Origin of the sequence: Pseudomonas sp. LH21, from assembly GCF_036549575.1 — a bacterium.
Taxonomy (GTDB): domain Bacteria; phylum Pseudomonadota; class Gammaproteobacteria; order Pseudomonadales; family Pseudomonadaceae; genus Aquipseudomonas; species Aquipseudomonas peradeniyensis.
This window is the reverse complement of sequence record NZ_CP144367.1, coordinates 2,984,199-3,011,107: the sequence shown is the minus strand read 5'-3', so window position 1 is coordinate 3,011,107 and position 26,909 is coordinate 2,984,199. Positions and strand designations below refer to the sequence as shown.

Annotated in this window: 9 protein-coding genes; 2 read left to right on the top strand and 7 right to left on the bottom strand. The window is 68.4% G+C overall.

Features of this window, described 5'->3' with window-relative positions:
- The first annotated feature begins 2 nt into the window (after nucleotides 1-2).
- Together VUG52_RS13615 and VUG52_RS13610 are read left to right on the top strand one after the other, a co-directional pair.
- Nucleotides 3-1,037 (top strand): GSCFA domain-containing protein, encoded by a 1,035-nt coding sequence (locus VUG52_RS13615; protein ID WP_050705539.1) that lies wholly within the window; start codon nucleotides 3-5, stop codon nucleotides 1,035-1,037.
- On the top strand, nucleotides 1,006-1,695 hold the full coding sequence (locus VUG52_RS13610; protein ID WP_331831661.1) for a hypothetical protein: 690 nt from the start codon (nucleotides 1,006-1,008) through the stop codon (nucleotides 1,693-1,695). The genes VUG52_RS13615 and VUG52_RS13610 overlap by 32 nt, the downstream gene beginning before the upstream one ends.
- Here VUG52_RS13610 and VUG52_RS13605 read toward each other — a convergent pair.
- From VUG52_RS13605 to VUG52_RS13575, 7 genes are all read right to left on the bottom strand, one after another.
- Nucleotides 1,692-2,561 (bottom strand): TauD/TfdA dioxygenase family protein, encoded by an 870-nt coding sequence (locus VUG52_RS13605; RefSeq protein WP_050705537.1) that lies wholly within the window; start codon nucleotides 2,559-2,561, stop codon nucleotides 1,692-1,694. The genes VUG52_RS13610 and VUG52_RS13605 overlap by 4 nt on opposite strands.
- Nucleotides 2,543-3,226, bottom strand: coding sequence for a hypothetical protein (locus tag VUG52_RS13600; protein ID WP_050705536.1), 684 nt, complete (start codon nucleotides 3,224-3,226; stop codon nucleotides 2,543-2,545). The genes VUG52_RS13605 and VUG52_RS13600 overlap by 19 nt, the downstream gene beginning before the upstream one ends.
- Nucleotides 3,216-12,236, bottom strand: coding sequence for a non-ribosomal peptide synthetase (locus tag VUG52_RS13595; protein ID WP_050705535.1), 9,021 nt, complete (start codon nucleotides 12,234-12,236; stop codon nucleotides 3,216-3,218). The genes VUG52_RS13600 and VUG52_RS13595 overlap by 11 nt, the downstream gene beginning before the upstream one ends.
- Complete coding sequence (locus VUG52_RS13590; protein ID WP_050705534.1) at nucleotides 12,233-16,348, bottom strand: non-ribosomal peptide synthetase; 4,116 nt, start codon at nucleotides 16,346-16,348, stop codon at nucleotides 12,233-12,235. The genes VUG52_RS13595 and VUG52_RS13590 overlap by 4 nt, the downstream gene beginning before the upstream one ends.
- Nucleotides 16,345-25,326: a non-ribosomal peptide synthetase gene (locus VUG52_RS13585; protein ID WP_331833109.1), complete on the bottom strand. Its 8,982-nt coding sequence runs from the start codon at nucleotides 25,324-25,326 to the stop codon at nucleotides 16,345-16,347. The genes VUG52_RS13590 and VUG52_RS13585 overlap by 4 nt, the downstream gene beginning before the upstream one ends.
- A 474-nt stretch (nucleotides 25,327-25,800) precedes the next feature.
- Nucleotides 25,801-26,181: a hypothetical protein gene (locus tag VUG52_RS13580; protein ID WP_331833108.1), complete on the bottom strand. Its 381-nt coding sequence runs from the start codon at nucleotides 26,179-26,181 to the stop codon at nucleotides 25,801-25,803.
- 19 nt (nucleotides 26,182-26,200) lie between these two features.
- Complete coding sequence (locus VUG52_RS13575; RefSeq protein WP_331833107.1) at nucleotides 26,201-26,656, bottom strand: hypothetical protein; 456 nt, start codon at nucleotides 26,654-26,656, stop codon at nucleotides 26,201-26,203.
- Nucleotides 26,657-26,909: the final 253 nt, after the last annotated feature.

The window sequence follows — 26,909 nt, the reverse complement described above, 5'->3', positions numbered from 1 at the left end:
CCATGAACCCCTACCAATGCCTGCCACCCCGCGCCTTCTGGCGCACGGCGATCGCCGAGCGGCCCGTCGGACAGATCGGCGAGCTGTGGTCGCCCGCCTTCGAGATCGACGCCAAGGACGCCATCGTCACCGCAGGTTCCTGCTTCGCCCAGCATATCGGCCAGGCCCTGGTGGCGCGCGGGATGAACTGGCTCGACGCGGAGCCGGCGCCGGCCGCGATGACCGAGCAGGAACGCAAGGCGCAACAGTATGGCGTTTTTTCGTTCCGCACCGGCAACCTCTATACCCCGGCGATGCTGCGCCAGTGGCTGGAGTGGGCGCTGGGCAGGCAGCCACAGTCGAGCGAAACCTGGCAGCACGACGGGCGCTTCTTCGATCCGTTCCGCCCGGCGCTGGATGCGGCCGGCTTTGCCAGCGAGCAGGCACTGTTCAACTCCCGGAAGCAGACCCTGACGGCGATTCGCCTGGCGCTGCGCCGAGCCAAGGTGTTCGTCTTCACCCTGGGCCTGACCGAAGCCTGGGCCAACCGCGACACGGGCGTGCTGTACCCGGTATGCCCAGGCACCGTGCGCGGCGAATTCGACCCAAGGGTGCACGAGTTCCGCAACTTCGGCTTCAACGACACCTGCCAGGCCATGACCGACGCCATCGCGCTGATGCGGTCGGTGAACCCGGACCTGAAGTTGTTGCTCACCGTCTCGCCGGTGCCGCTGACCGCCAGCGCCACTGGCGAACATGTGCTCAGTGCCACCACCTATTCCAAGTCAGTGCTGCGCGCCGTCGCTGGTCAGCTGTGCCATGAGCAGCCTGGAGTGGACTACTTCCCCTCCTACGAGATCATCACCGGCACACCGTTCAAGGGCGCGTTCTACCGGCCCAACCAGCGCGAGGTGACGCCCGAGGGCGTGGCCTTCGTGATGCGCCAGTTCTTTGCCGGCCTGGATGGCGAAACCGTGCCGGCAGCCCCCACCGCCACTCCATCCCTGGCCAGCGAGGACCTTGTCTGTGAAGACGCCAGACTCGACTACTACGCCTAGTTTCCTGCTGCTGGGCGACTCCCATGTCGGTGTCGTCGGCCTGGCCGCCAGGGCGCGAGGACTGGCGTTCGGTGGTGGGCCGCTGGGTGCCGGGCGCGATTTCGGCGTCGACTTCTTCCGCCTGACGGCGGACGACGTGGCAATGCGCGACGCCGAGCTCGAGCATCTGTACCGCCAGGCCCTCGCCCAGCTCGACGCCCCCAATCTCGGACGGATTCCCGGGCCGCTGGTGTCCAGCATCGGCCTGAGCGTGCATTACCTGGCCACCACCCAGAACTGGCTGTGCTACCAGGGCGCGGACGGCGAGTTCGACCCTGGTTTTCTCGAAGGGCCGTTGTTCACCACGATCATCGACACCCTGTCGCGCCCTGCCCTGGCGTTCTACGAGCAGGCACTGGCCCTGGACCTGAAGGTATACGCCGTGCTGCCGCCGCAAAGGGTGCCGCCGATGTCCGACGCGCGGGTGTTCATGGCCGCCCAGGCCCGGCTGGTCGAGCGCCTGCGCGGCCTGGGCGTCGAGCTGGTCGATGTGCGGGAGGCCGCCAATGACGACCGGGGGCTGCAGCGGGTCGAGTTCTGTGAAGTCGATGATCCGCTGCATGGCAACCTGGCCTTTGGCGAGCTGGTGCTCGGGCAGTTGTTGCGGCAGATGGCCTAGGCCTGGGGCCGCCCCCCAAGAATCGTCACCCGCTCGCCATACCGCGAATGCGGAAAGTAGTCCCACACCGCATGGTGCTGGGTACAGCGGTTGTCCCAGAACACCAGGGTCCCCGGCGCCCAGCGTACCCGGCAACTGAGCACCGGCTCGCGGGCCACCAGGTCGAACAACATCCCCAGCAGCACCTGGCTCTCGCCGGCGGACAACTGCACGATGTGTGAGGTGAAACCCGAGTTGACGAACAGAGAAGGTCGTCCGGTTTCGGGGTGGCGCACCACCACCGGGTGTTCGGTCTTGGGCAGGCCTGGCGGCGGCGTGTAGCCCTTCCACGGGATCTCGCCGTCATGAATGGCCGTCAAGGTGCCGAGAAACCCCTGCATCGCCGGCGACAGCATCTCCAGCGCCAGGTGCATGTTGGCGAACAGGGTGTCGCCGCCCGTGCCGATGGCCGGCGTTTCCTTCACATACAGCATCGAGCCCATGGACGGCTCCGGGTCGGCGGTGCCGTCGGTGTGCCAGGTTTCGCCGGCAACGAAACGCGACTGGGCGTTGGCGCGGATCACCACCAGTTCCGGGTCGTCGCCGTCGATGTCCTCCAGCGGCAAGGCGCGCAGCTGGCCAAACAGCCGACCGAAGGCCTTGTGCTGCTCGACGCTCAGCTGCTGGTCGCGGAATACCAGCACGTGGTTTTCCAGGAACGCCCGGCGGATCTCCACCAATTGCTCCGGCGGCAAACTGCGCGACAGGTCGACCCCGCCGATCTCGGCGCCGATGACCGGTGTCAGCCGTTCCACGCTAATGCTGCGGTACGGCATGCGTTGAGCGCCGGCAATCCGCTCGATGGCGTTCAATCCCTGTTGATCCATGCTTCCCTCCCTGATGTGTGTTGATTGAATTGGCTCGCCAGGCGCTGGAGCCCTGCCGCCATTTGCGTGGTCAGCGCCATGCGTTGCTCGATCGAGGTCGCGCAGGCCCAACTGCAGACCCGCGCCAAGGCGCCGACGACACTGGCGCACGCCTGTTCGTCAGCGTGGGCATAGGCGCGGGCGGCGACCTCACTGCTGGCTGCCGCGTTGGCCGTGGCGAATGCCTGGGCGTTGGCCTCGGTACTCAACTGCGCATAGTGCCGGGCGAAGGCCTCGGCGTCGCCGAACTGCCCGGCGATCATGGCCTGGTTGGACGGCGCCCGGCCGTAGGCCAGGGCGCTGTCATAGGCCTGGGCATGGGCGCTCTCGAAGTCGTAGGCCCGGCGAAACGTCGGCAACAGCACCGGCCTGAGCGCAGCGCGCCATTCACCGGTGCGCCCACACAGGCCCAGGCTGGCACGTTGGTGCAGGCGTTGCAGCGTGACCACGGCCGGAGCGTGTTCGGCGAGCGCCTCGGTGAGCAGCGGCAGCACCACCTCGGCCTGCCACAGGTGCAGCAGGCGCCAGTACGCCTCACGGTCCAGCGGCTGCGCCAAGGGCCCGCCCCCCAAAACCCGCAGCAGCGGGCTCAGCCACGCCGGTGGCGTGGCGTGTTCAGGCACCATGGACACGCTCCTCCTGCCTGAGCAGGTCGGCATTGATCGCCTCGGCAATCTGCCGGGCCCAGGGGCCGGTGACGATGCCATAGTGGTCGGTATCCAGCGCCGCCCAGCTGTCCAGGTCCGGCAGCAAGGCCTGCCAGGCCTGGCGCAGGTCCTGGGTCTGCCAGCCACTGCCGATGCCATAGGGATTGGGGTGCGTGGCGATGAACAGGCGCCCGGTCGGGCCCGCCAGCGTTGCCGGTACATGCCCCAGCATGCTTGCCAGGTTGTTGCGACAGCAGGTCACCAGACGCTCCAGGTAGCGCGCCCTGTCCGACTCACCGTTGCGCAGGGCGAATTCCCGTTCGAACACCTGCTGGATCTGCCCCTCGTCGATCTGCCGCAACTCTGTCCCGGCGTCCGGCGCGGGTGGATCGACCAGGTACAGCGTCGGTGGCTTGTGCCCGGCCTCATGGGCCAAGGCGCACAGAGCGTGGGCCACCCAGGCGCCGAAGGACCAGCCGAGCAGCCCCCAGCTTGCGCCATCGGGCAGGTCGGCCTGTATCGCCTCCAGGTACAGCTGCGCCCGCGCTGCCAGTGAAAGGTTGGCCAGTTCTGGCTGGCGCAGCACCGGGTCGGCGATCACCCGCACGCCGAGGTTCGGGTGCAGCGTAGCGGCCAGCTCGCGGTAGGCCTGGACATCGCCACCGACCGGGTGGATCAGGTAAAGGCAGTGGCGGCCATCGCCCTGCTGCCACGGATCGATGCGCAGCGCCTCGCGCCACGGGTCGCTGCCGCACTCGGCCTGGCCTGGGTCGGCGTCAACCAGGGCCAGCACCTCGCGCAGGCTGGCATGGGGGCTGAACTGCGACAGCTGCACGACCACGCCGGTGGCGCGCTGCAGTTCGTCGATCAAGTCCAGCAGGGTCAGGGAATCGGCGCCGAGGTCATACAACGAGTCATCGTCCTCCAGCGAGTCCACCCCCAGCCACTGGCACAGGCAGTCGCGCAGGCGTGTCGGCAGATCGTCCTGGCGCGGCCGCTCGTCGACCGGTGCGGCCACGGCACCATGACGGCGCGGATAGAAACGCCGGGCGCTGTGCAGTGCCGTGGTCGAGACCAGCACCTGGGGCAATTGCGCCGCCATGGCGCGCTCGAACACCTCGCAGCCCTCCTGCGCCGACAGGCCGACCTTCAGGTGCTGCTGGTGCGCCGCATCGTTGCCGTTGCCACGCGTGGCCATCCCGGTATCTCGCCAGATATCCCAGTTGATGCCCAGGCGCAGACAGCCTTCGTCGCCCGCTGCGCGGTAATGGCTGAAGCCGTCGAGCACGGCGTTGGCGGCGGCGTAGTCGAGGTGACCGGCACCGCCGAACAGCGCCGACATGGACGAGCAGTACAGCACGAAATCCGGGGCCATCCGTGCGATCAGCGCCTCCACGGCAAGCAAGCCGTGGGTCTTGGCGGCCATGGCGATCGCCATCTGCCGGGCATCGCGCTGGCGAATCAGGCTGCCGGCGCCGATGCCGGCGGCATGGATCACCCCGTCGAAACGCCCGTAGCGTCGGGCCAGCGCCTCGAGGACCTGGGGCCAGCGCTGCAGGTCGGCAAGATCGGCCTGCACCCAATCGACCCGCTCGTGGTCCAGGTCCGCTACCGGCGAACGCGACAGCAGCACCACGCGCCGGTCCGCTGCGCGCAGCAGGTGCTGGCACAGGGTGCGGCCGATGCCGCCAGCCCCCAGGATCAGGTATGTGCCGCGCTCGGCCAGGCCTGGCGCCGCGGGCGACGGCAGCGGGCTTGGCACCAGGCGCGGCTGCCACAGGTAGCCTTCGCGCAGCGCCATGCGCCGGGGCAATGCCTCGGGTTCGGCCAGCAACGTGGCCAGGGTGTTGGCATGCTCGCCCAGCGATGGGCTCGGGCAATCCAGCCAGTGGCAGCGCAGCGGGTATTCCTGGGGTGCCACTTCGGTCACCCCGGCCAGGGCCGAAAGCTCCGGACGCGCCACCGCTCCCTGCACCGGGCACGCTTGCCAGGACAGCAGCCACAGGCGCAGGTCGGCGTCTCGCGGTGCCTGGCCCCAGGCCTGCAACAGGCTGCTGGGCGTGTCGAGGCAGGCCCACTGGGCCGCTGCCAGGCTTTGTTCGTCGACTGCGCCGGTCACCGACAAGGGCAAGGCGTGCAGCCAATCCAGTTCACCCGGCAGCGCCTCGAGCAACCGTCCCAGCGCCTGGGTGTCGAGCACATCGAGCTCGAAGCGATCCGTGGCGAGCTGGCGGTAGCCCTGGCCTGCCTGCACTTGCACGACCCGCCGGTAGGCACGACCCAGGGTTGCGAGCACGGCGTCGTCGACGGCCTCGTGGACGCACGCCACCAGCGTCTGCCGGACACCCTGCGCCATGGATTTACGCAGGCGTCGCACCCGCTGCCATTGCCGTTGATGGAACCAGTCGGCCAGTGGCTGGCGCAGCGCTGCAGTTTGACCTTGGAAACGGAAGGCCTGCAGATCGAATGACGCAGGCGGCAGGTTCCAGGGCGGCGGCGCCGAACGGCCCGGCCATTCGATATGCGCGCCCTCGTACCACGCCGTCAGCAGGTCATCAGGTGCGTATTCGCAGGCCTTCAGCCGCACCTGCGTTGGCGTGACCTCGCGGATGGCCGACAACGGCAAGGCGTCGCCCGCCCGGTACGGCGCCGCAAAGCGCCAACGCCCCTGCCGGCGACCGGCCTGCAGGTGACGCAACACCGCGTGTGCCTGCCCGGGGTTGGCGCGCAGCCAGGCATCGGTGGCGGCGATGTCGCGCTCCAGTGCCTCACGGCTATGGGCGGACAGCAGCAACAACGGTGTTGCCTCTTCAGGGACCTGTGGCTCCTCCTGCACGGCACCGACGATCACATGGGCGTTGGTGCCGCCGATGCCGAAGCTGCTGACCCCGGCCATGCGCCGCCGCCCCGTCGGCCAGGGACGTGCCGTGGTCGGGATATGGAACGGCGAGCGCGCCAGGTCGATCTGCGGATTGATCCGGGAAAAGCCCAGGTTCGGCGGGATCACCCCGTGGTACACCGCCAGCGTGGCGCGGATCAGCCCGACCACGCCGGCCGCCGCGCCCAGGTGGCCGATCTGGCTTTTCACCGAGGCCAAAGCGCAACTGCCCGCCGGCGCCTCGCCGAACGCCTGGGTCAACGCGGCGACCTCGACCGGATCGCCGAGCAAGGTGCCGGTGCCGTGGGCCTCGACATAGCCGATGTCGGCACCTGCGACCCCGGCCCTTTCCAGGGCCTGGGCAATCACCGCGCCCTGCCCGGCCACCGACGGCGCGGTGTAGCTCATCTTGCCGCGACCATCGTTGTTCAGCGCCGAGCCCTCCACCAGCGCGTAGATGCGGTCGCCGTCGGCACGGGCGCGGGCCAGGGGCTTGAGCACCACCACCCCGTAGCCACTGGCGCCGAGGGTACCGCTGGCATCCTCGCTGAACGGCCGGCACAGCCCGTCGCGGGAGAAGATGTGCTGCGAACGGTGGCGGTAGCCGTCGCTGAGGGTCGGGTCGATCAGCACGCCGGCCGCCAGCATCACGTCGCTGTCGCCCTGGCGCAGCAGGTTGCAGGCCAGGTGCACGCCAATCAGCGAACTGCCGCAGGCGGCCTGCACGCTCAGCGCCGGCCCGGTGAGGTCCAGGTGGTAGGCGGCCTTGGTGGCGAGGAAGTCCTTGTCGTGGTGCAGGGCCAGCTGGAAGCCGTCCGGCAGGTCGCCTTCAGCGTTTTCGCGCAGCAGCTGCTGGAAGTAGGTGGTCTCGCCGCAACTGGCCACCAGGCCGATGCGCGGGCCGCCCGCTGCCGGCACGATGGCGGCATGCTGCAGGGCCTGCACGCAGGCCATCAGCAGGTGCCGTTGCTGCGGATCCATCAGCCTCGCTTCCTGGCGGCTGATGCCGAAGTACTCGGGGTCGAAGTCGAGCATGCCCTGCAGTTGGCTGCGTGCGCCGACCAGGCCTTCGCCGGCCTGGAAGTGCTCGATGCCCAGCGCGTTGCCCTGGACCATCGTCCAGAACTCGCCCAGGTTGCGGGCACCGGCCACGCTGACCGCCATGCCGATGATCGCCATCGGCTGTTCGCCAGCGGTGACCGTGCGCTCCAGGCGTTGCGGCGCGGCCTCGGCACGGGCCAGGTGCGCAGCCAGGCGACGGATCGTCACGTGCTCGAACAGCTCGGCCATGCTGGGCGCGCCGGGCAAGTCCTGGGCGTAGCGCGCCTGCAGGCGCATAAGGCCCAGGCTGGTGGCGCCGGCCTCGAAGAAGGTCTGCGCCGGCTCGATGTCGTGGCCGATCACCTCGCGGAACAGCGCGGCCAGCTGGCTTTCCAGCGGGGTCAAGGTGGCCGCCTGCACGCGCCGCCGCTCCAGGGCCTCGCCCTGCCCGACCAGCGCCTTGCGGTCGACCTTGCCGCTGGGCGTGCGCGGCCAGCTATCGAGGCGTCGGTACTGGTCGATGCGCACATGGGCCGGCAGGTGCCGCGCCACCTGGCGATCGAGGTCCTGCGCCGAGGGCGGCATGCCGGTCAGTTGCAGATAGGCGGTGAGGCGCGCTGGCTCGCCCTGCACCGTCACCACCGCATTGGCCACCCCGGCCACCGCCATCAGTGCCGCCTCGACCTGCCCCAGTTCCAGGCGATGGCCACTGAGCTTGACCTGCTGGTCGTCGCGACCCACGTAGTGCAGGCAACCCTGGGCATCGACCCAGGCCAGGTCGCCGGTGCGGTAATACAGGCAGCGATTGCCGTCAGCCTGGGGCAGTTCGACGAAACGCTCGGCGTTGAGCGCCGCATCCGCCAGGTAGCAGCGGGCGACCATCGCCCCCGCCACCAGCAGGTAGCCCTGGTTGCGAGGAGGCACTGGACGGTCCCGGCCGTCGACCAGCAGCAGCCGGGCATTGTCGACCGCCTGCCCGATGGGCGCGCGCAGCGGCCAGTCGCTCACCTGCGCCGGCAGGCGGTAGGCGCTGACCACATGGGTTTCGGTGGGGCCATAGTGATTGAACAGGCGGGCCTTGGGCATGCCGCCAAACCAGCTGCGCAACGCTTCGCTGCACAGCAACTGCTCACCGGCCGTCACCACCTCGCGCAGGGTCGCAGGATAAATGCCCTGGGCGACGGCGGCTTGCGCCAGATACTGCAAGGCCACGCAGGGCAGGAACAGCCGCTCGATACGCGCCTGCTGCAGGTACGCCAGTAGCGCCTGGGCGTCCTGGCGCCAGTGGGGCTCGATCAGATGGTAGCAACCGCCGCCGCACAGGGTGCCGAACAGCTCCTGGAACGCCACGTCGAACGACAGCATGGAGAACTGCATGGTCACCGAACGGGCCGGCAACTGGCCGGCGTGGCGCTGCCAGTGCAACAGGTTGCACAGGGTACGGTCGGCCACCTGCACCCCCTTCGGCGTACCGGTCGAGCCCGAGGTGAACAAGGTGTACAGCGGCCGCTCGCCGTTGTGGCGCAGGCGTTCCAGGGACCGTGCCGGCGCCTCGAGGTCCACCCGGTGACGGCTGAGGCGCTCGACGTCCAGCGCCGCCAGGGCCGTTTCGGTGGCGCTGCTGAACAGCACGCAGTCCGGACGCGCCTGGGCCAGCACCTGGCGCTGCACCGCAACGGGGTAGTTCGGGTCCAGCGGCACGGCGGTGATATTGAGCTTGGCCAGGGCCAGCAAGGCCACCACATGCTCCACCGACGGCGCCAGGAACAGCACCATGGTCGCCGACTCGTCGAGTACGTGCTGGCTGGACAAAGTCGCCGCCAGGGTGTCGGCCAGCGCATTCAGTTGCGCGTAGCTCAACTGCCGCTGCCCGGCGACCAGCGCGGTGGCCTCGGGAGTCTGCTGCGCCTGATGCTCGAACCAGTCGGCCAGCGTGGCGAACGGCAGCGTGGCGGCCAGGCCTTCGCTGGCCGGCGGCAGGCTTTGCCGATAAGGCATTACCAGGCTGTCGAGGGTCGCCCGAGGGTCGTCGAGCAGCAAATCCAACCCCCGCTGCAGCAGTTGGTCCAGCGCGGCCACCTCATGAGCGTCGAAATGGCTGCACTGGTATTCCCACCAGCACTCCAGCGGCCCCTCGCCGCCCACCACCAGCAAGGTCAGCGGACACTTGGCCTGGGGTGTCGGGTACGGCTCCAGGCTGGCCCGCAAGGGTGCGGCGGCGAGCTTGGCGTAGTCGGTGTTCTCCAGTACGAACAGGTAGTCGAACAGGGCCTGGTCGGAGGACAGCCGCAGGTCCTCGACCAGATCAGCCAGGGCCACGTCCTGCAAGGCCAGCACGTCACGCACGGTGGCGGTCTGTCGGCGCAGCTGCTCGCCCAGCGCTGGCGTGCCCTGCAGATCGGTCGGGATCAGCACCGTGTTGGCGAACATGCCCACGCTGGCCTCGAACTCGGCCAGCGGGCGGTTGGCCACCGGGCTGGCGATCCGTGGGCGCTCGCAGCCGACCAGGGCGTGCAGGCTCCAGGCAAAGACGCTGAACAGCACGTCGAAGCGGGTCAGGCGCTGCTCGGTGCAAAAGCGTTCGAGCGCGGCGCTGCGCCGTTCACCCAGGGGCTGGCGATACAGCCGCCCTCCTGTTTCCCCGGGATACCTGGGTGGCCGCGGCGGGGTCGCCTCACCGTGATGGGCGTGCAGGGTTGCCAAGGCGCGGCGCTGCTCCCGGTAGTGTGGGCTGACGCTCCACTGCCGCTGCCACAAGGCGAAGTCCAGGGTGTCCAGTGCCGGCGTGGCTGCTGTGCTGTCCTGCCCTTGCAGGACGTCCTGGTACAGGCTGGCCAGGTCGTCGAACAGCAGGTTCATTGACCAGCCGTCGGTGACGATATGGTGCAGGTTCAGCAGCAGGCGGCAGCTGCCGTCAGCGTGGGGCGCCACCCAGGCGCGCAGCAGCGTGGGGCTTGCCAGCTCGAACGGGGTGTCGAACACCAGGCTGGCGAAGGCTGGCCAGGTGCTGTCGTCCAGCGCGCCCGCTGCCAGCACCCGGCACACCGCCGCCTGCTCGCCGACGACCTGCTCCGGACCGTCGGCGCCCGCCACGAAAGCCGTGCGCAACGCGGGGTGCCTGGCCACCAGTCGCCTTACCGCCTCGGCCAGGGCCTGCGGATCGGCGCCTGCGGCCAGGTGCAGGACCATGGGCACGTTGTACGCGGTCGAGTCGGGCACGCGCTGCTGCTCCAGCCATAGCCGGCGCTGCTCGGCGCTGGCCGGACCGCGACGGGCGCCTTGCGCGGCCGGTGCGGGGGGATAGGCCGGCGCCATGCCCTGCCCGCTTTGCAGACGCTCGGCCAAGGCCGCGAACGGCTCGCCGAGCAACGTCGCCATGCTGATTTCCTGCTGCCAGCGGTCACGGATCGCCGACCTCAGGCGCATGGCCCTGAGCGAATCACCGCCACTGCCGAGCCAGTCGTCCTGGCCCCCCAGGGCGGGTTGCCCAAGCAGCGTGCGCGCCTGCTGCAACAGCCAGTCCAGGGCCTGCGAGTGCTCGCCGGCCTCGACAGGCGGTCGCCAGGGCGTGTCGGCCTGGGCAAGCAGGCGCTCCTGGTCGATCTTGCCGTTGGCCGTCAGCGGCAGGCCTGGCACCCGGAACAACTGGTGCGGGCGCATCCAGGGCGCCAGTTGGGCACGCAGGTAGGCGTCGAACGCGCGATAGTCCAGTTCCCCGCACGGCACCAGGAAGGCCAGCAGTTGATGGTCCTCGGCAGCCTGCCGGCGGCTGCAGACATAGGCCTGGGCGACCTGGGGGTGTTCGAGCAGGCGCTGCTCCACCTCGCCCGGCTCGATGCGAAAACCGCGAACCTTGATCTGCCGGTCGACCCGCCCCAGGCACTCGACCTGCCCCTGGGCATTGACCCGCACCAGGTCGCCGGTGCGGTAGTGCACCTGCCGCCCGCCATCCAGCGCCGGCAGGCGCACGAAAGCGCGTGCGGTCTCTTCGGGGCGGTTGCGGTAGCCACGGGCCACACCGCTGCCGCTGAGGTACAGCTCGCCGACTTCTCCCGGCGCCACCGGCTGCTGGCGTGGGTCGAGCACCTGCATGCCGGTGTCCGCCAGCGGCAGGCCGATGGGCACGCTGTCGCCGCTGAAGTCACGTGGGATGGGGTGGCACAGGGCGAAGGTGGTGCACTCGGTGGGGCCGTAGACGTTGAACAGACGGCAGGCGCTGTCCGGGTTGGCATGGTACCAGGCACGCACCGCCACCGGACTGACCTGCTCGCCACCGGTCAGCACCTGGCGCAAGCTGGCAAAGCACGCCGGGTACTGCGCGTTCAGGGTGTTGAACAGCGACACCGTGATGAACAGGGTGTCGACCTGCTGTACCTGTAGCAGCCGGGCCAGCCGGCGGGCGTCGAACACCTCCTCGTCGGCGACCATCACCACGCAGCCACCATTGAGCAACGGCGCCCACAGCTCGAAGCTGCAGGCATCGAACGCCGGGTTGGACAGGCAGGCGAAGCGCTGGCCCGGATGGATGTCGATATAGCTGCCGGCCTGCGCCAGGCGCAGCAGCCCGCGCTCGCCAACCTCCACGCCCTTGGGCACCCCGGTGGTGCCGGAGGTGTAGAACAGGCACATGACCTCGGCAAAGGTTTCCGGCAACGGCTGGGCCGGTTGGTCCGGGTGGTCCAGCAACGCCTCGACACTGGCCTCCCATGGCCCCGGCAGCCCCTGGGGCGCATCGGCGAGGCTGAGCACGCCCACGCAGGCGGCATCGGCCAGCATCAGCCCGCGGCGCTCGGCCGGGCTGGCCCGGTCCAGCGGCATCACCACGGCCCCGGCCTTGAGCGCGCCAAGCAGTGTCGCCAGCCATTGCCAGCCGCGCGGCAGGTACAGCGCCAGGGCCTGGCCCGGCGATACGCCCCGCGCCTGCAGCCCCCGGGCGATGCGCTCACTGGCGCTGGCCAGCTCGGCGTAAGTCATGTGCAACTGTCGGTCGATCACCGCCAGGGCCTGCGGATCTCGTTGAACCTGGGCGGCAAAACGCGCAAGCACGGTGTCCTGGAGCACGCTCATCATTTCCCCTCCTGGGCATCGAAACGTTGCAGTTCGCGCTGGATCGTCCGTGAGACCCGATGAATCTCGGCGCTTTCGAGCATGTCCCAATGACCGCCCTGCACCAGGGTGGCCAGGTAGCCGTCGGCAGCGCGACGCCGCCAGAACCCGCGCAAGGCGCGCAGCTGGCCACGCGGCAGGTCTTCGCGGGCCTGCACCAGCACCACCCGCCCGGCCTGCGGCGGACAGGTGTAGGCGGCCATGGCCAGGCGATTGTGGTTGTACAGGTGGAAGTAGCGCTCGACCTGGGCGTCCTCGATACCGGGGTACATGCCGTTGAAGCGCACCAGCTTGTCGCGGAACTCAGCCATGTCGACGGTGCCGATCTGCCCGCGAAAGGCCGGATCGTCCGAGCCCTGGGTATCGAGCAGCACCACGCTGACCGACGCCCGCCCGGCCTCGCGCAGGCGCCGGGCCATCTCGTAGGCCACCAGGCCGCCGAACGACAGCCCGGTGAGCACCAGCGGCCGCTCCAGCAAGGGCTCGATCTGACGCAGGTAGGCCTCGGCCATCGCCTCGACCGTGGGCTCGGTGGCCTCCCCGGGGTTGAGCCCCGGCGACTGCACGCCGTACACGCCAACCGCCTCGGGCAGCACCTTGGCCAGGGACAGGTAGCAGAACGCGGTGCCGCCGGCCGGGTGGATGCACACCACGTTGCGCTGCCCGTCACCGCTGCGGAAGGTGATCAGGTTGCCATTGTCCACCTGGATACTGGACCCGGCCCGCAGCCAACCACCCTGAGCTTCGATGGTCGGATGGCCGAGCACCACCCGGGCCGGTACCTCCACATTGAATACCTGGCCGATCTGGTAGGCCATCTTGATCGCCGCGATGGAGGTGCCACCGACGGCGAAGAAGTTGTCGCGGATGCCGATCTGCGGCGCCAGCAGCAGGCTTTTCCAGATCTGGTAGAGGGCCAGCTCGATAGGGTCGCGGGGACTGCTCAGGTTGACCTGGCGCGCCGCCAGGTCAAGGTCCGCGCGCTCGGCCAGGGCCTGACGGTCGACCTTGCCGTTGGCGGTTAGCGGCATGCCGTCGAGCCACAGGTACGCACTGGGCAGCACGGCACTGGGCAAGGTTTCGGCCAGGTGCGCGCGCACGGCCTGCTCGTCCGGCGTGGCAGTCGTCACGCAGCAGGCTACCAGGCGCTGGTGCTGGGCCTGCTCGCCGAGCATCAGCACCACACAGGAGGCGATGCCTGGGAAGGCCTGCAGTCGCGCCTCGATTTCCCCCAGTTCCAGACGCACGCCACGCAGCTTGACCTGGAAGTCGTCGCGCCCGAGGAACTCCAGTTGCCCGTCGGCGCGGTAGCGCGCCAGGTCGCCGCTGCGGTACAGGCGTTCGCCCGCCACGAACGGGTTGTCGATGAAGCGTTCGGCGGTCAGCGCCGGCAGCCCCAGGTAGCCACGAGCCACGCCCACGCCGCCGATATGCAGGTGACCGGTGACACCGGGCGGCACCGGCGCATCGAAGGCGTCGAGCACATGGAAGCGGTTGTTGGCGATGGGCCGGCCGATCGGCAGGCGCAGCGCCGGGATTTCATCGCCCGGCGCCAGGGTCCAGATGCTGTTGATCACCGTAGTCTCGGTGGGGCCATAGACATTGTGCAGCCGCGCCTGCGGCAGTCGAGCGCGGAACTGCCGCGCCAGGGCCGGCGTCAGCTCGCCGCCGCCGCAGAACACGTCGGTGAGGCTGTGGCACTGGCTGGCCTCCTCCACCTCCAGGAACAGCTGCAGCATCGCCGGCACGAAGACCAACGCCGTGACCTGTTGCTCGCGTACCAGTCGCGCCAGGTAACCCGGCTCGAAATGCCCGCCGGGCCGGGCGATCACCAGCCGCCCACCAGTGGCCAGCGGCCAGAAGGTCTCCCAAGCCGAGGCGTCGAAGCCGAACGGGATCTTGTGCAGCATCGTCCCGGCCTCACCGCAGACGCCCAGGCACCAGACCAGCAGGTTGGCCAGCCCACGGTGCGCGACCATCACGCCCTTGGGCAGGCCGGTAGTACCTGAGGTGTAGATCACATAGGCCAGGTGCTCGGGCGTCACGCCCACCTCGTGGGGCGCCAGGTTGTCGCCGGGCAGTTCAGCCCAGCCGGGCGCGTCGGCCTGCAGGTCGATCAGCGGCGCCTCCCAGCCACAGGCCTGCATGGCCTGGTGCAGGGTCGCCCGGGCCGAACCCAGGGTCAGCAGCGCCACGGGGGTGCTGTCGCCAAGCATGTGGCCCAGGCGCCCGACCGGATAGTCCGGATCCAGCGGCACATAGGCGCCACCGGCCTTGAGCACCGCCAGCAGCGCCACCGGCAGTTCCAGCGAGCGCTCCATGCACACGGCCACACGCACATCCGGGCCAACGCCCAGGGTGCGCAGGTAACGGGCCAGGCGGTTGGCTTGGGCATTGAGCTCGGCATAGCTTAGGGTCTGCCCCTCGAACACCACCGCGCAGGCTTGCGGATACCGCGCCGCCTGTGTCTCGACCAGGCGATGCACGCAGTCGATCGGTGCCTGCAGGGCGGGCGACTGGTTCCAGGCATGCAGCACCCTTTCGCGTTCGCCGGCATCCATCAACGACAGCGCGTGCAGCGGCTGCTTGGGTTCGGCGGCCCCCTGGGCGAGCAACTGGCGGTAGTGGCGGCTGAGACGCTCGATGGTGGTACGGTCGAACAGGTCGGTGTTGTACTCGACCAGCAGATGCAACGCGCCGTCGCGCACCACCCACTCGAAGGCCAGGTCGAACTTGGCCGTGGCGCTGCCGGTGCCATGTGGTGACAAGGCGAGGCCGGGCATGGCCAGTGTGGAGCCGGGGGTGTTCTGCAACACCATCATCACCTGGAACAGCGGCGAATGACCCGGGTCACGGGGCGGGTTGAGCGCCTCGACCACCCGGTCGAACGGCGCATCGTGGTGCCCATGGACCTCCAGCATGTTCGCCCGCACCTCGCGCAGCAGCTCGGCGAAGGTCTGTTGCGGATCGAGCCGCTGGCGGATCACCAGGGTGTTGACGAAGTGTCCGATCAGCGGTTCCAGTTCCACCCTGCCCCGGTTGGCGAACGGCGTGCCCACGCACAGGTCGTGCTGGCCGCTGTAGCGCCACAGCAGCACGTCCAGGGCGGCGAGCAACACATTGAACAGCGTACCCTGGGTATGCCGGGCCAGCGCCTCAAGTTCGGCCAGGGTGTCGCCGTCCACCGTCGAACTGAAAGTGGCACCGACAAAACGTTGTACCCGCGGACGCGGACGATCGCTGGGCAGATCCAGCAGCGTCGGCGCGTCGGCCAGGGCACGGCGCCAGTAGTCGAGCTGGCCCTGCAGTGCCTCGCCATCCAGGCGTCGTCGCTGCCAGCAGGCATAGTCGGCGTACTGCACAGACAGCGGTACCAGGCTCGGCGGCTGGCCGCGCAGGAAGTCACTGTACAGGGTGGCGACCTCCTGCTGGATCACGCCCATCGACCAGCCGTCAGCGACGATATGGTGCACGCTGTACAGCCACACATGATCCTCGTCGGCCAGCCGCACCAGCCGTGCCCGCAGCAGCGGGCCGCTTGCCAGGTCGAAGGGGGCGCGGGCCTCGGCCTCGACCGCCTCAGTCAGGCAGGCCTGGCGCTCGGGCTCGGGCAAGTGGCGCAGGTCGAGCACGGCCAGGCTCAGCGGCCTGCTGGCGTGCACCACCTGCTGCGGTTCGCCATCGACGCTGACGAAGGTGGTACGCAGCATGGCGTGGCGCTCGATCAGCGCGTTCAAGGCCCGTTCCAGCGCGGCCACGTCCAGTCGTCCCTTGAGTCGCACCGCCGAGGGCACGTTATAGAACGGGTTGCCCGGTTCCAGTCGGTCGAGGAACCACAGTTGTCGTTGCGAGAACGACAACGGGAAACGGGCCTGACCGTCCGGCCGACGCGGGATCGGCGCGTTGTCGTCAGGCCGGGCCAGCAAGGCGATCAGCGTTTGCTTGTGGGTCTTCAGCGCCTGCATCAGGGCCTCGTCGAGAAACCCCTTGGGCGCCTTGCAGCGCAGCTTGTCGCCGTCCACCTCGAGGGCCACGCCATGGCGGTCGAAAAACGCCAGCAGTTGATGGGCGTTCATACTTCGAATTCCTCCATGTCGTTGTCGTCCTGCGCCGTGATGGCGAGTGCTTCCGGTGCTGTGCGTTGGGGCGTGTGAGGCGCACGTACGCCGCCTAGCATCGAGTAGATCAGTGAATGGCTGCTGCCCAGGTCGAACAGCGTTGCCAGCTGCCGCGTCTCCACCGAGCCGACGCCGCACAGGCCAAGCCCCAGGTCAGCGGCGGCCATGGTCAGCAATTGCGCCATGGCGCCGGTCTCGATCAGGCAGAAGTCATGGCTGCCCTCGCCGTACAGCGGACGGATCGCCGCCAGGTCGGCGACGAAGAACAGCGCGAACGCCGCGCCCTCGTAGACCGGGCGGTTGACGAAGTAGTCGTAGATGTCCGGGTCGAGCTCGCCGGCGCCCATGGCCACCAGGCGGTGCCCGAGCGGATCGTGGTAGTAGGCACCGCCCGGTACGCCCAGCACCCGACCGGGCTTGATGTAGAGGTAGGTCTGGATCGGGTACGCGCCGCCTGCCGACGGGAACAGGTACTTCGCCTCGCCGTCCAGCTGCCCCTGGGCCAGCACCGCCAGCAGTTCGGCGAACGCCTGCTCGGCAATGGGCTGTTCCAGGTACTGACGCACCGAGCGATAGTCGCGGTAGCGCCGGGCGAAAGCAGGATCGGCCGGCAGCGCCAGGGCCACCTGCGGCGTGTCGCTGGCAAAGCGCCGCCGTGCGCGCTGCTCGGCCTTGAACGCCGCCCGCTGCTGCGGATCGTCCAGCACTGCTTCGACACTGGTACTCGGTGACGCGCCCTGCTCCTGGCGCTGGCGGTACAGCGCGAGCAGGTTGAGCAGGGTCGGCTGCGCCAGCAGGTTCGCCACATGGGGGCGGAAGCGCAGCTCGCTCGACAGCGCGTTGCTGATGCGCACGATGTCGATGGAGGTGGCGCCCAGGCTCAACAGGTTGGCGTCAGCGGCAATATCCGCCCTGCCCAGCACCTGCTCGACGATGGCCACCAGGCGCTGCTCCTGCGGCCCTTCGAGTTCCAGCGCCAGGCCACCGGCCTGGACCTGCTCGGGCTCGGGCAGGCGGCCCTTGTCGACCTTGCCATTGGCCGACAGTGGCCAGGCCTCCACGAAAGTGAAGGACGCCGGCACCATGTACGCCGGCAGCTTGTCGGCCAGGTAACTGGCGAAATCGCCGGCCTGCAGCGCCGGGTCGGCCTTGAGCACATAGCCGGCCAGACGCTTGTGCGCCTGGGCCTCGCCGAGGATGCGCACCACCGCGCTGTGCACGCCGGGGTGACGGTTGAGCACCGCCTCGATCTCGCCCAGCTCGATCCGATAACCCTGGACCTTGACCTGGTTGTCATCGCGACCGAGAAACTCGATGTTGCCATCCGGCAGCAGGCGCCCCAGGTCTCCGGTGCGGTACAGGCGCTCGCCGGTCAGCGGATGGTCGAAGAAGCTTTTGGCGCTCAGCGCCTCGTCGCGCCAGTAGCCCTTGGCCAGGCCGATGCCACCGATGTAGAGGTGACCGGTGACCCAGGTCGGGCGTACTTGCAGCGCCTCGTCCAGCACATGGAAACGCTGGTGATCCAGCGCCTGGCCATAGGGAATGCTGCGCCAGTCCGGATCGACCTGGTCGATCGGGTAGCCGATCGACCAGATCGATGCTTCGGTAGCCCCACCCAGGCTCATCATTTGCAAGCCCGGACGCAACACCCGGGCGCGCTCGGGCAGTGCCAGCGGGATCCAGTCGCCGGAGAGCATGGCCAGGCGCAGGCTCGCAGGCAGCACCCTGCCCTCGCCCTCCAGGTATTCCACCAGCATGCCCAGCAGCGCCGGCACCGAGTTCCACAGGCTGACCCGGTGCCGTTCGATCAATGCGGTCCAGTGCGCAGGATCCAGGCTCAGCTGCGGTTCGAGCATAACCACCGCCGCGCCCGCCGCCAGGGTGCCGAAGAAGTCGTACACCGACAGGTCGAAGCTCAACGACGAGATGGCCAGCACCCGGTCCTGCGGGCCCACGGCGAAGCGGCGGTTGATGTCGAGCAAGGTGTTCACCGCGCCCTGGTGGTCGATCACCACGCCCTTGGGCGTGCCGGTGGAGCCGGAGGTGTAGATCACGTAGGCCAGGTCGCCGGGCCGCACCTGCGCGTCGCGCAGTGGTTCGACCGGACTGTCCGGCTGGTCGATGACCGGCAGCACGGTGACCTGCGTTGGCCACGCCACCCGCTCCAGCAGGCACGGCTGAGTCAGCGCCAGGCTGGCCTCGGCGCGTTCGAGGATATGGCGCAGGCGCGCGCCGGGCAGGTTCGGGTCGATGGGCAGGTAGGCGCCACCGGCATAGAGGATCGCCAGCGTCGCCACCACCTGCTCCCAGCCGCGCTCCATCACCACGGCGACCAGCCGGTTGGGCTGCACGCCACGGGATTGCAACTGCGCGGCCAGCTGACGGGCCTCCTGGCGCAATTGGCCGTAGCTGAGCTCACGGGCACCCAGCACCGCGATGGCCTGTGGCGTGGCCAGGGCCTGGCGCTCGAACAGCGCCTGCAGCAACGGCAGATCCCGTGGCGCTGGTGGCGCCTGCGGCAGGCGCGCCTGGGGCAGCAACTGCGGCGTGCTGGCGGCCCAGGCATCAGGGGCGAGCAAACGGTCGAGCAGCGCATTGTAGGCGACGAACATCTGCCCGATCATGCCCTCGGGGAACAGCGCATCGATACTGTCCCAGTTGAACAGCAGACGGCCTTCGAGTTCGAGCAGGGTGTGGTCGAGCCATACGTGCGGGGTCTGGGTGATGCTGTGTTCCAGCGTCGCGCCCAAGGCGTCGCCCAGGTTGAACTCGGCCAGCTCCGGCGCCGCTTCCGACAGGGTGCTGTTGAACACGATCGGCATCGCCGTCTGTTGTACGCCGCGGGCCTGGGACAGCTCGCGCAGCACGCGCACGCCACTGACCACCGAGTGGTCGATGTCCTGCCACAGGCGCGCCTGCACGGCGCGGGCCTTGTCGGTGAAACTGGCGTTGCCGTCGATGGCCACTTCCAGCAGCACCAGGGAGGTGAAGTCGCCGATGATCGCATCCACCTGCGGGTGCAGCGGCAGCCGGTTGAACAGCGGCAGGCTGAGGGTGAAGCGCGGCTGGCGGCTCCACAGCGCCAGCACTTCGCTGAACGCGGTCAGCAGCATCACCGACGGGGTGACGCCGAACTGCCGGGCCATGGCCTTGAGCCGGCTCCACTGCTCTGCCGGCATGTCGCGGTCGCGGCGGGTGAAGTGCGGGTTGGCGATGCTTTCCGGCTGGCATACCCGTGGCAGGTCCGGGGCGGGAGCCAGGGTCTCGATCCGCCCGCGCCAGTAGTCCAGGGCGCGTTCATAGGACGAGTCGGCACGCAAGCGGCGCTCGGCCAGCACATAGTCGCGGAAGGTCACGCCCGGATCGGGCAGTTCCAACTCGGGCTCGTGGTAGTACCCCATCAGCTCACGGGCCAGGATCTGCGTGCTGGCGGCATCGACCACCAGGGCGTCGAGGCTGATGTGCAGGTGACTGATACTATCGTCGAGCAGCGATACGCTGAAGTCGAACAGCGGCCAGCGGCTGGCGTCGAGCACCTGGTGCGACTGGCGCTCGCGGACAGCCATCAGGGCATTCCGGGCTTCCTCGCCGCTCATGCCGCGCAGGTCGCAACGGGCCAGCCGGTAAACCGGCACCTGTTCCAGCACCTGCTGGGTACCGTCGCCGAGGAACACCACGCGCAGCATGTCGTGGCGCTGGATCATGCGGTTCAGCGCCGTCTCGAAGCGCGGCACATCGAAATCGGGGATGCGCCACTCCTCGTAACCATGGGCGCTGACCCCGCCGAGGCTGACGCTGGCCTCACGGCCGAACCAGTAGGCCTGCTGGATGTCGGTGAGCGGGAACGGCGCATGGCGTCCGGTCGGGTCTGTCTGCAAGGCCTGCGCCTGGGGTTCGCCATGTACCTCTTGCGTCACCCCGACCTGCGCGGCCAGGTCCATCAGCACCGGTGCCTGGAACAGACTGCTCAGCGACAGCTGCGCGCCCAGGCGCTGGTTGATCGCGTAGACCAGGCGCGTGGCCAGCAGCGAGTGGCCGCCCAGGTCGAAGAAGTTGTCATGGATACCGACCCGCTCGCACTTGAGCACCTCGGCCCAGACCTGGGCCATGCGCCGTTCGGTCTCGTTGCGTGGTGGCTCGAAATGCGCCGCACCGCCACGCTCGGGCGCCGGCAGCGCCTGGCGGTCGAGCTTGCCGTTGCGGGTCAGCGGCAGCTGCGCGAGGCTGACCCAGGCGCTGGGCAGCATGTGCTCAGGCAGTTGCCGTTGCAAGGCGGCGCGCAGGGTCTGCGGATCGCCGCTGCCCACCACGTAGGCGACCAGTCGCGGATCACCGGGAATGTCTTCGCGCAGCAACACGGCGGTGTCCTGCACGCCCGGCTGCTGACGCAACAGGCTGTCGATCTCGCCCAGCTCGATACGGAAACCGCGCAGCTTGACCTGCTGGTCCGCACGCCCCAGGTACTGCACGTTGCCATCGGCCTGCAGCCGGGCCAGGTCGCCGCTGCGATACATGCGTGCGCCGGGCTGCGGGTTGAACGGGTCGGGCAGGAAGCGCTCGGCGCTCAGGAGTGGGCGGTTGAGGTAGCCACGCGCCAGGCAGTCGCCTGCAATATACAGCTCGCCCGGGACACCCACCGGCAATGGATTCAGGTCGCCGTCCAGCACGTAGAGCCGGGCATTGGCAATCGGCTTGCCGATGGCGGGCAACTCCGGCCAGTGCTCGGCATCGGCGCAATCAAGGCTGAACTGGCTGACCACATGGGTCTCGGTCGGCCCGTACTGGTTGCGCAGGCGCGTGCCGCCCAGGCCACGGACGAAGGCGCGCAGCGCGTCATTGACCTGCAGCGCCTCGCCAGCGGTGACGATCTCGCAGCCGCCGGGCGGCATCGGCGCGTCGGCCTCGGTCACGGCGGCCAGTTGTTGCAGCACGGCGAACGGCAGGAACGCACGCCCCACGTTCTGGGCCACCAGGGTCGGACGCAAGGTGGCCAGGTCCTTGCGCTCGGCCTCGCTGATCAACTGCAAGGTGCCGCCCTGGCACAGGGTGCTGCAGATCTCCTGGAACGACACGTCGAAATTCAGCGAGGCGAACTGCAGGACGCGACAAGGCGTTGATGCGTCCTCCAGTTGCCAGGCAATCAGATTGTCCAGGGCCCGACGGCTGTGGGCCACGCCCTTGGGGCGGCCAGTCGAGCCGGAGGTGTAGAGCACATAGCCGAGGTGCTCGGGATGGACAGTCACCTGCGGCTCGCTGTCCGGGCAGTCGGCCCAGCGCGCGGCGTCGGCGTCGGCGTCCAGGCACAGCATCTCGACCGCCTGCGGCAGGCCCGGGCGCAGCGAGGCCTGGGTCAGCACCAGGCGCGGCGCGGCGTCGACGAGCATGAAGGCCAGGCGCTCGGCCGGGTACGCCGGGTCGAACGGCACATAGGCGGCGCCGGCCTTGAGGATCGCCAGCAGGCCGACGACCATCTGCGCCGAGCGTTCCAGGCACAGTCCCACCCGCTGCTCAGGGCCGATGCCCAGGGCGACCAAGTGCTGGGCCAGGCGGTTGGCTGCACGGTCCAGTTCGGCATAGCTCAGCGACTGCCCGTCGGCCACCAGCGCCACGGCATCCGGTGTCTGGCGGGCGATGGCCGCCAGGCGCGCCATGCAATTCGGCTGGCCGGCTGTGTCGCGGGCCGTGCGGTTGAAGCGGTCCAACACTTGCTCGCGCTGCGCGGCATCAAGCAGCTCGAGGGTGGCAATGGACTGCCCGGGGTTGTCGACCATGCCTTCCAGCAAGCGGCGCAGGTACTCGCCGATACGCGCCACGGTGGCGCGTTCGAACAACCCGCTGGCGTACTCCAGCCCACCGATGATCTGGCCATCACGTTCGCTCAGGGCCAGTTGCAGGTCGAATTTCGCCACCGGCTGGCTGCACGGCACGGGGCTGATGTCCAGCCCGGGCAAGGCCAGGGTCTGGCCCTGGTCCTGCTCCCAGGCGAACAGCACCTGGAACACCGGGCTGTAGGCCAGGCTGCGCGGCGGGTTGAGCAACTCCACCAGTTGCTCGAACGGCAGGTCCTGGTGAGCCTGGGCCTGCACGGTTACCTGGCGGGCCTGGCGCAGCCACTGCTCCAGCGTCGGTGCACCGCTGCGGGTCATGCGCAGCGCCAGGGTGTTGACGAAGAAACCGATCAGCCCGTCCAGCGCCGGGTCCGGACGGTTGGCCGTGGGCACGCCGACCACCACGTCGTCCTGCCCGGACAGGCGCATCAGCAGCAGCGACCAGGCGCTCAGCAAGCCCATGAACAGCGTGCCGCCATGGGCGCCGCACAACGCCTTCAGGCGCGTGGTCAGATCGCGATCCAGCATCAGCGGCACGAATCCACCCCGGTAATCCTGCACCGTCGGGCGCGGGTGGTCGGTCGCCAGGGTCAGCAGCGGCGGCGCGCCTTCCAGCGCCTGCTGCCAGTACCGGCGCTGGCCCTCAAGCCGCTCGCCAGCCAGCCAGCGCGGGTGCCAGGCGGCATAGTCCACGTACTGCACCGGCAATGCCGGCAGTGTCGCGTCGATGCCTTGCACGGCGGCGCCATACAGGGCCTCCAGGTCTCGGGTGAGCACGCCCACCGACCAGCCGTCGGAGATGATGTGGTGCTGGGTCAGCAGCAGCACGTGCTCGTCCGGTGCCAGGCGCACCAGGCAGGCACGCATCAGCGGTCCCTTGGCCAGGTCGAACGGTCTTGCGCCCTCCTCTTCGATCAGCGCGTCCAGGCGTGCGGTGGCATCGGGCAGGCCCTGCAGGTTGACCTGGACCAGGGCCATGCCCTGGTCTGCGGCGCCGACGCATTGCCGCCCCTCGCCCTCGACGCTGACGAAGGTAGTGCGCAGCGCCTCATGGCGCGCTACCAGCTTGTCCAGGCTGTCCGTCAACGCCTGCACCTGCAAGGCACCTTTGAGACGCAGGTTCAGCGGCATGTGGTAAGCGGCGTTGCCGCCCTCCATCTGTGCCAGGAACCACAGCCGGCGCTGGGCGGACGACAACGTTTGCGCGCCCGTGCGTTCGACTGCCTTGATCGGCAGCCGCGCTTCGTCCTGGCTGGCCTGCAGCCGTTGAGCAAAGTCCAAGAGCCGCGGGTTTTCGAACAGCGCCACCGGCGCGGCTTCGCGCCCCAGGTCCTGGCGCACGCGGGCCAGCACGCGCATGACCAGCAGCGAATGGCCGCCCAGGGCGAAGAAGTGATCGTCGCGGCCGATACGCGCAAGACCCAGTACCTCGCCCCAGATCGCCGCCAGGCTGGTTTCCAGCGCCCCCTGCGGCGCCTGGTAGTCACGTTGCTCGAAAGCAGCGGCGTCCGGCGCGGGCAGGCCGACGCGGTCGAACTTGCCGTTGGCGGTCAGCGGCAAGGCAGGCAACTCCACATAGGCGCTCGGCAGCATGTAGTCAGGCAGGTGTTCGCTCAATTGCTCGCGCAGGGCCGCCGGGACCAGCCCGGCGCCCGGCTGCTGAGCGAAATAGGCCACCAGGCGGGGCTCGCCGGGCGTATCCTCGCGCAGCAGCACCAGGCTTTGCCGCACGCCGGGCACCTGCGCCAGGCGCGCTTCGATCTCGCCCAGTTCCAGGCGCAGGCCGCGCAGCTTGGCCTGTTGATCGCCGCGACCAAGGAATTCGAGCTGGCCATCGCCGCGCAGGCGCGCCAGGTCGCCGGTGCGATACAGGCGCTCGCCGGCTACGAAGGGGTTGTCGATGAAACGCTCGGCGGTCAGTTGCGGCAGGTTCAGGTAGCCGCGCGCGACCCCGACACCGCCGAGGTACAACTCACCCTCCTCGCTCGCTTGCCCTTGCGCATCGAGCAGATAGACGCGGCAGTTCGCCAGTGGTCGACCGATAGGCAGCACAGCATCAGCCACCTCATGTGCCGGCAGTTCGTGGCAGGTGCTGTCGATACTCGCCTCGGTGACGCCGTACGCCTGCACCAGCTGCACCCGTTCGCCACACAGACGGCGCAGCCGGCGAGCGCTATGAGCACTCCAGACATCCGAGCCGCACACCACCGTGCGCAGGAAGGCCAGGTCGCGGCCGTTCGCCTCGACCCAGTCCAGCAGCGGGTCGAGCACCGCTGGCACGAAGTCGCCAAAGCCCACCTGTGCTTCGCACAACAGCCGGAACAGTGCGGGCGGGTCCATCAGCGTCTCGCGTGGGCACAGCACCAGGGTGCCGCCGAAGCCCAAGGCGCGGATCAGGTCGGCGCTGAACACATCGAAGGAGAAACCAGCCATCTGCAGGTGATTGAGCGGTGCCTGCAGCGGATACAACTGCGCCCAGGCCGCGCCCAGGGCGACCAGGCCACGGTGCTCGACCATCACCCCCTTGGGCGTGCCGGTGGAACCGGAGGTGTAGATCACATAGGCCAGGTGGCTGGGGGTCAGCCCGATCGCTCGCGGGTCCGGGTCATGGGACGCAAGCTCGGCCCAGGCCGCGTTGTCATCGAGATCAAGCAGCGTCGAGGCCGCTGCCAGGCCCTCGAGTGCCGCCCGGGCCGGGCCATGGCTGAGCAACACCGCCGGGGCACTGTCGGCCAGCATGTGCGCCAGGCGCGCCCGTGGATAGCCAGGGTCCAGCGGCACGTAGGCGCCACCGGCCTTGAGCACGGCGAGCACGGCCACCAGCATGGCCGGCGAACGCGTCAGGCACAGGCCAACCCGCACATCCGGCCCGACCCCCAGGGTCCGCAGGTGGTGGGCCAGGCGGTTGGCCTGGACGTTGAGCACGGAATAAGTCAGTGCCTGCTCGCCAAAGCGCACGGCAATGGCCTGCGGCGCGCGCCGCACCTGGGCCTCGAACAGGCCGTGGACGCACTGGTCGGCGTCGAACGGGGCATCGTGGTGCCAGTTCTCGGGTAAAACGTCGGGCTGCGCGCCGGCCGTGCCGCGCGAGGGGGTGGTGTCGAACATCGAGGATGCCATCCATGAGTATTGTTCTTATGGGACGTGCAGGACGACGGGCGTCCTGCCTGTCGGGCCCGGCCATCGGGCCGGGGCGGTCATGCGTCGGCGATCAGGGGCCGAGCGCTACACCGTTGCGTGCGGGAGTGGTGGGCGGGACGCCGTGCGGCCGGGCGGCAGCGCACGTGATGGGAAGAGCAGCGACTACGGGCGCACGGCCCGTCATATCGACGATTCCAGACTGCGTGACCAATTGAAACCTCACCATCCTTATGGGGGGGCGTTGAAGGGCCACGAGCGTTGAGCCTGGGTGGTCCCTTCGGCTGCGGTGCCGGCGACCTGTGGGTCAGCGGCAATCCATTGACGCCGGGCTCCTGGCCTCGGGCGCTGGCGGATGATAACCATGAGGATTGGCGCCAAGGCAACAAAAAGAAATGTTTTCTTGTCGCTCAAGGTGTTCGGCAAAAGCATCGCCGCCTCACCTCAGGATTGGCGGCGACGTTTCGATTTCAGGTCCAGCACGTTCTTACCGACAACTGCCGTGGCGTCGGTCATGCGCGAGTCATACACCGTCAGGCTTGCCCGGTCGAGCAGCGCCTGCATGAACAGGTCGAGAGATTCCGCGGAGCATCTTTGATAACGGACCTCGAGAAAACGCTTGAGAATCGCGCAAACCCAAGTCACCAGCAGCGCACCGATGAGCAGGGCAAAAAACAGGAAGAACAAGGCAAAGCCCATTTTCGGCAGGAAAGCAGGCATGACATTCACCAGCTTGTCCTTCATCAGAGGAACATAATCGACAATCTTCAGTGCCAATGCCGCAAACCCCACGGTGAAGATGCTTCTGGCAAACTTCAACGCCAACAGGTAGTCAATGAACCGTTCAGCCCTTGATCGAGTCGACTGCCGCGAGCTTCCACTCAACGCCCTTACCTTTTGAAGGTTCTCGGCAATTTCCAGGTAGGAACCCGAGTCGACCGGGATATTTGCAGCAAGCCAGGTGGACTTGTAGTCGCCCATCCTGCGCATCGGAGAACCTGAGCACACCCTCTTTGCGCAGCACATGCTCTCTGAATTGCGGCTCGTACGTACGCACCCATAGCAAGAGCGCCCAACCCTCAAGGCACAGCGCCGCTAGCCCGGGGATCAGCGTGTACTCCGGCCACAGCGCAGTGACGAAAACACCGATCACGGCACAGATGGCAAGGCAGCCGAAAAGAAACATGGCTCGCCAGTACTCTCGGGTCTTTGGCCCTCCCGATACCGTTGGCCCGTGAAACAGTCGGGCGTAGCGAATGGCCAGTTTCTCCACTTCCGTTTTGGTCAGGCGTTTTTTCATGCGCTGCTCACTGTTTGAATAGACGGTAGGCAGCGTACGCCTGTCTGATACTGCGATGCCAACCAAGACAGTGGACTTACTGATAGGGCGATGGCGTCGATCGGCACCGACCCTGCCGCTTGTCACTCGCCCGCCAGTTCAGCACAGCTATCGGACCCACGCACTCGAATCGTACTGTTTTTCTAGCTAATCGTACTTAGGCCTTTCTACAAAGGCTATTTTATTGAGAGTGTCACCCTATTACGTAATACGT

Bases quoted from the DNA above. Each gene is read 5' to 3' on its own strand.
- VUG52_RS13615 (WP_050705539.1), top strand. From the start codon at position 3: ATGAACCCCTACCAATGCCTGCCACCCCGCGCCTTCTGGCGCACGGCG.
- VUG52_RS13605 (WP_050705537.1), bottom strand. From the start codon at position 2,561: ATGGATCAACAGGGATTGAACGCCATCGAGCGGATTGCCGGCGCTCAA.
- VUG52_RS13600 (WP_050705536.1), bottom strand. From the start codon at position 3,226: ATGGTGCCTGAACACGCCACGCCACCGGCGTGGCTGAGCCCGCTGCTG.
- VUG52_RS13595 (WP_050705535.1), bottom strand. From the start codon at position 12,236: ATGATGAGCGTGCTCCAGGACACCGTGCTTGCGCGTTTTGCCGCCCAG.
- VUG52_RS13590 (WP_050705534.1), bottom strand. From the start codon at position 16,348: ATGAACGCCCATCAACTGCTGGCGTTTTTCGACCGCCATGGCGTGGCC.
- VUG52_RS13585 (WP_331833109.1), bottom strand. From the start codon at position 25,326: ATGTTCGACACCACCCCCTCGCGCGGCACGGCCGGCGCGCAGCCCGAC.
- VUG52_RS13575 (WP_331833107.1), bottom strand. From the start codon at position 26,656: ATGAAAAAACGCCTGACCAAAACGGAAGTGGAGAAACTGGCCATTCGC.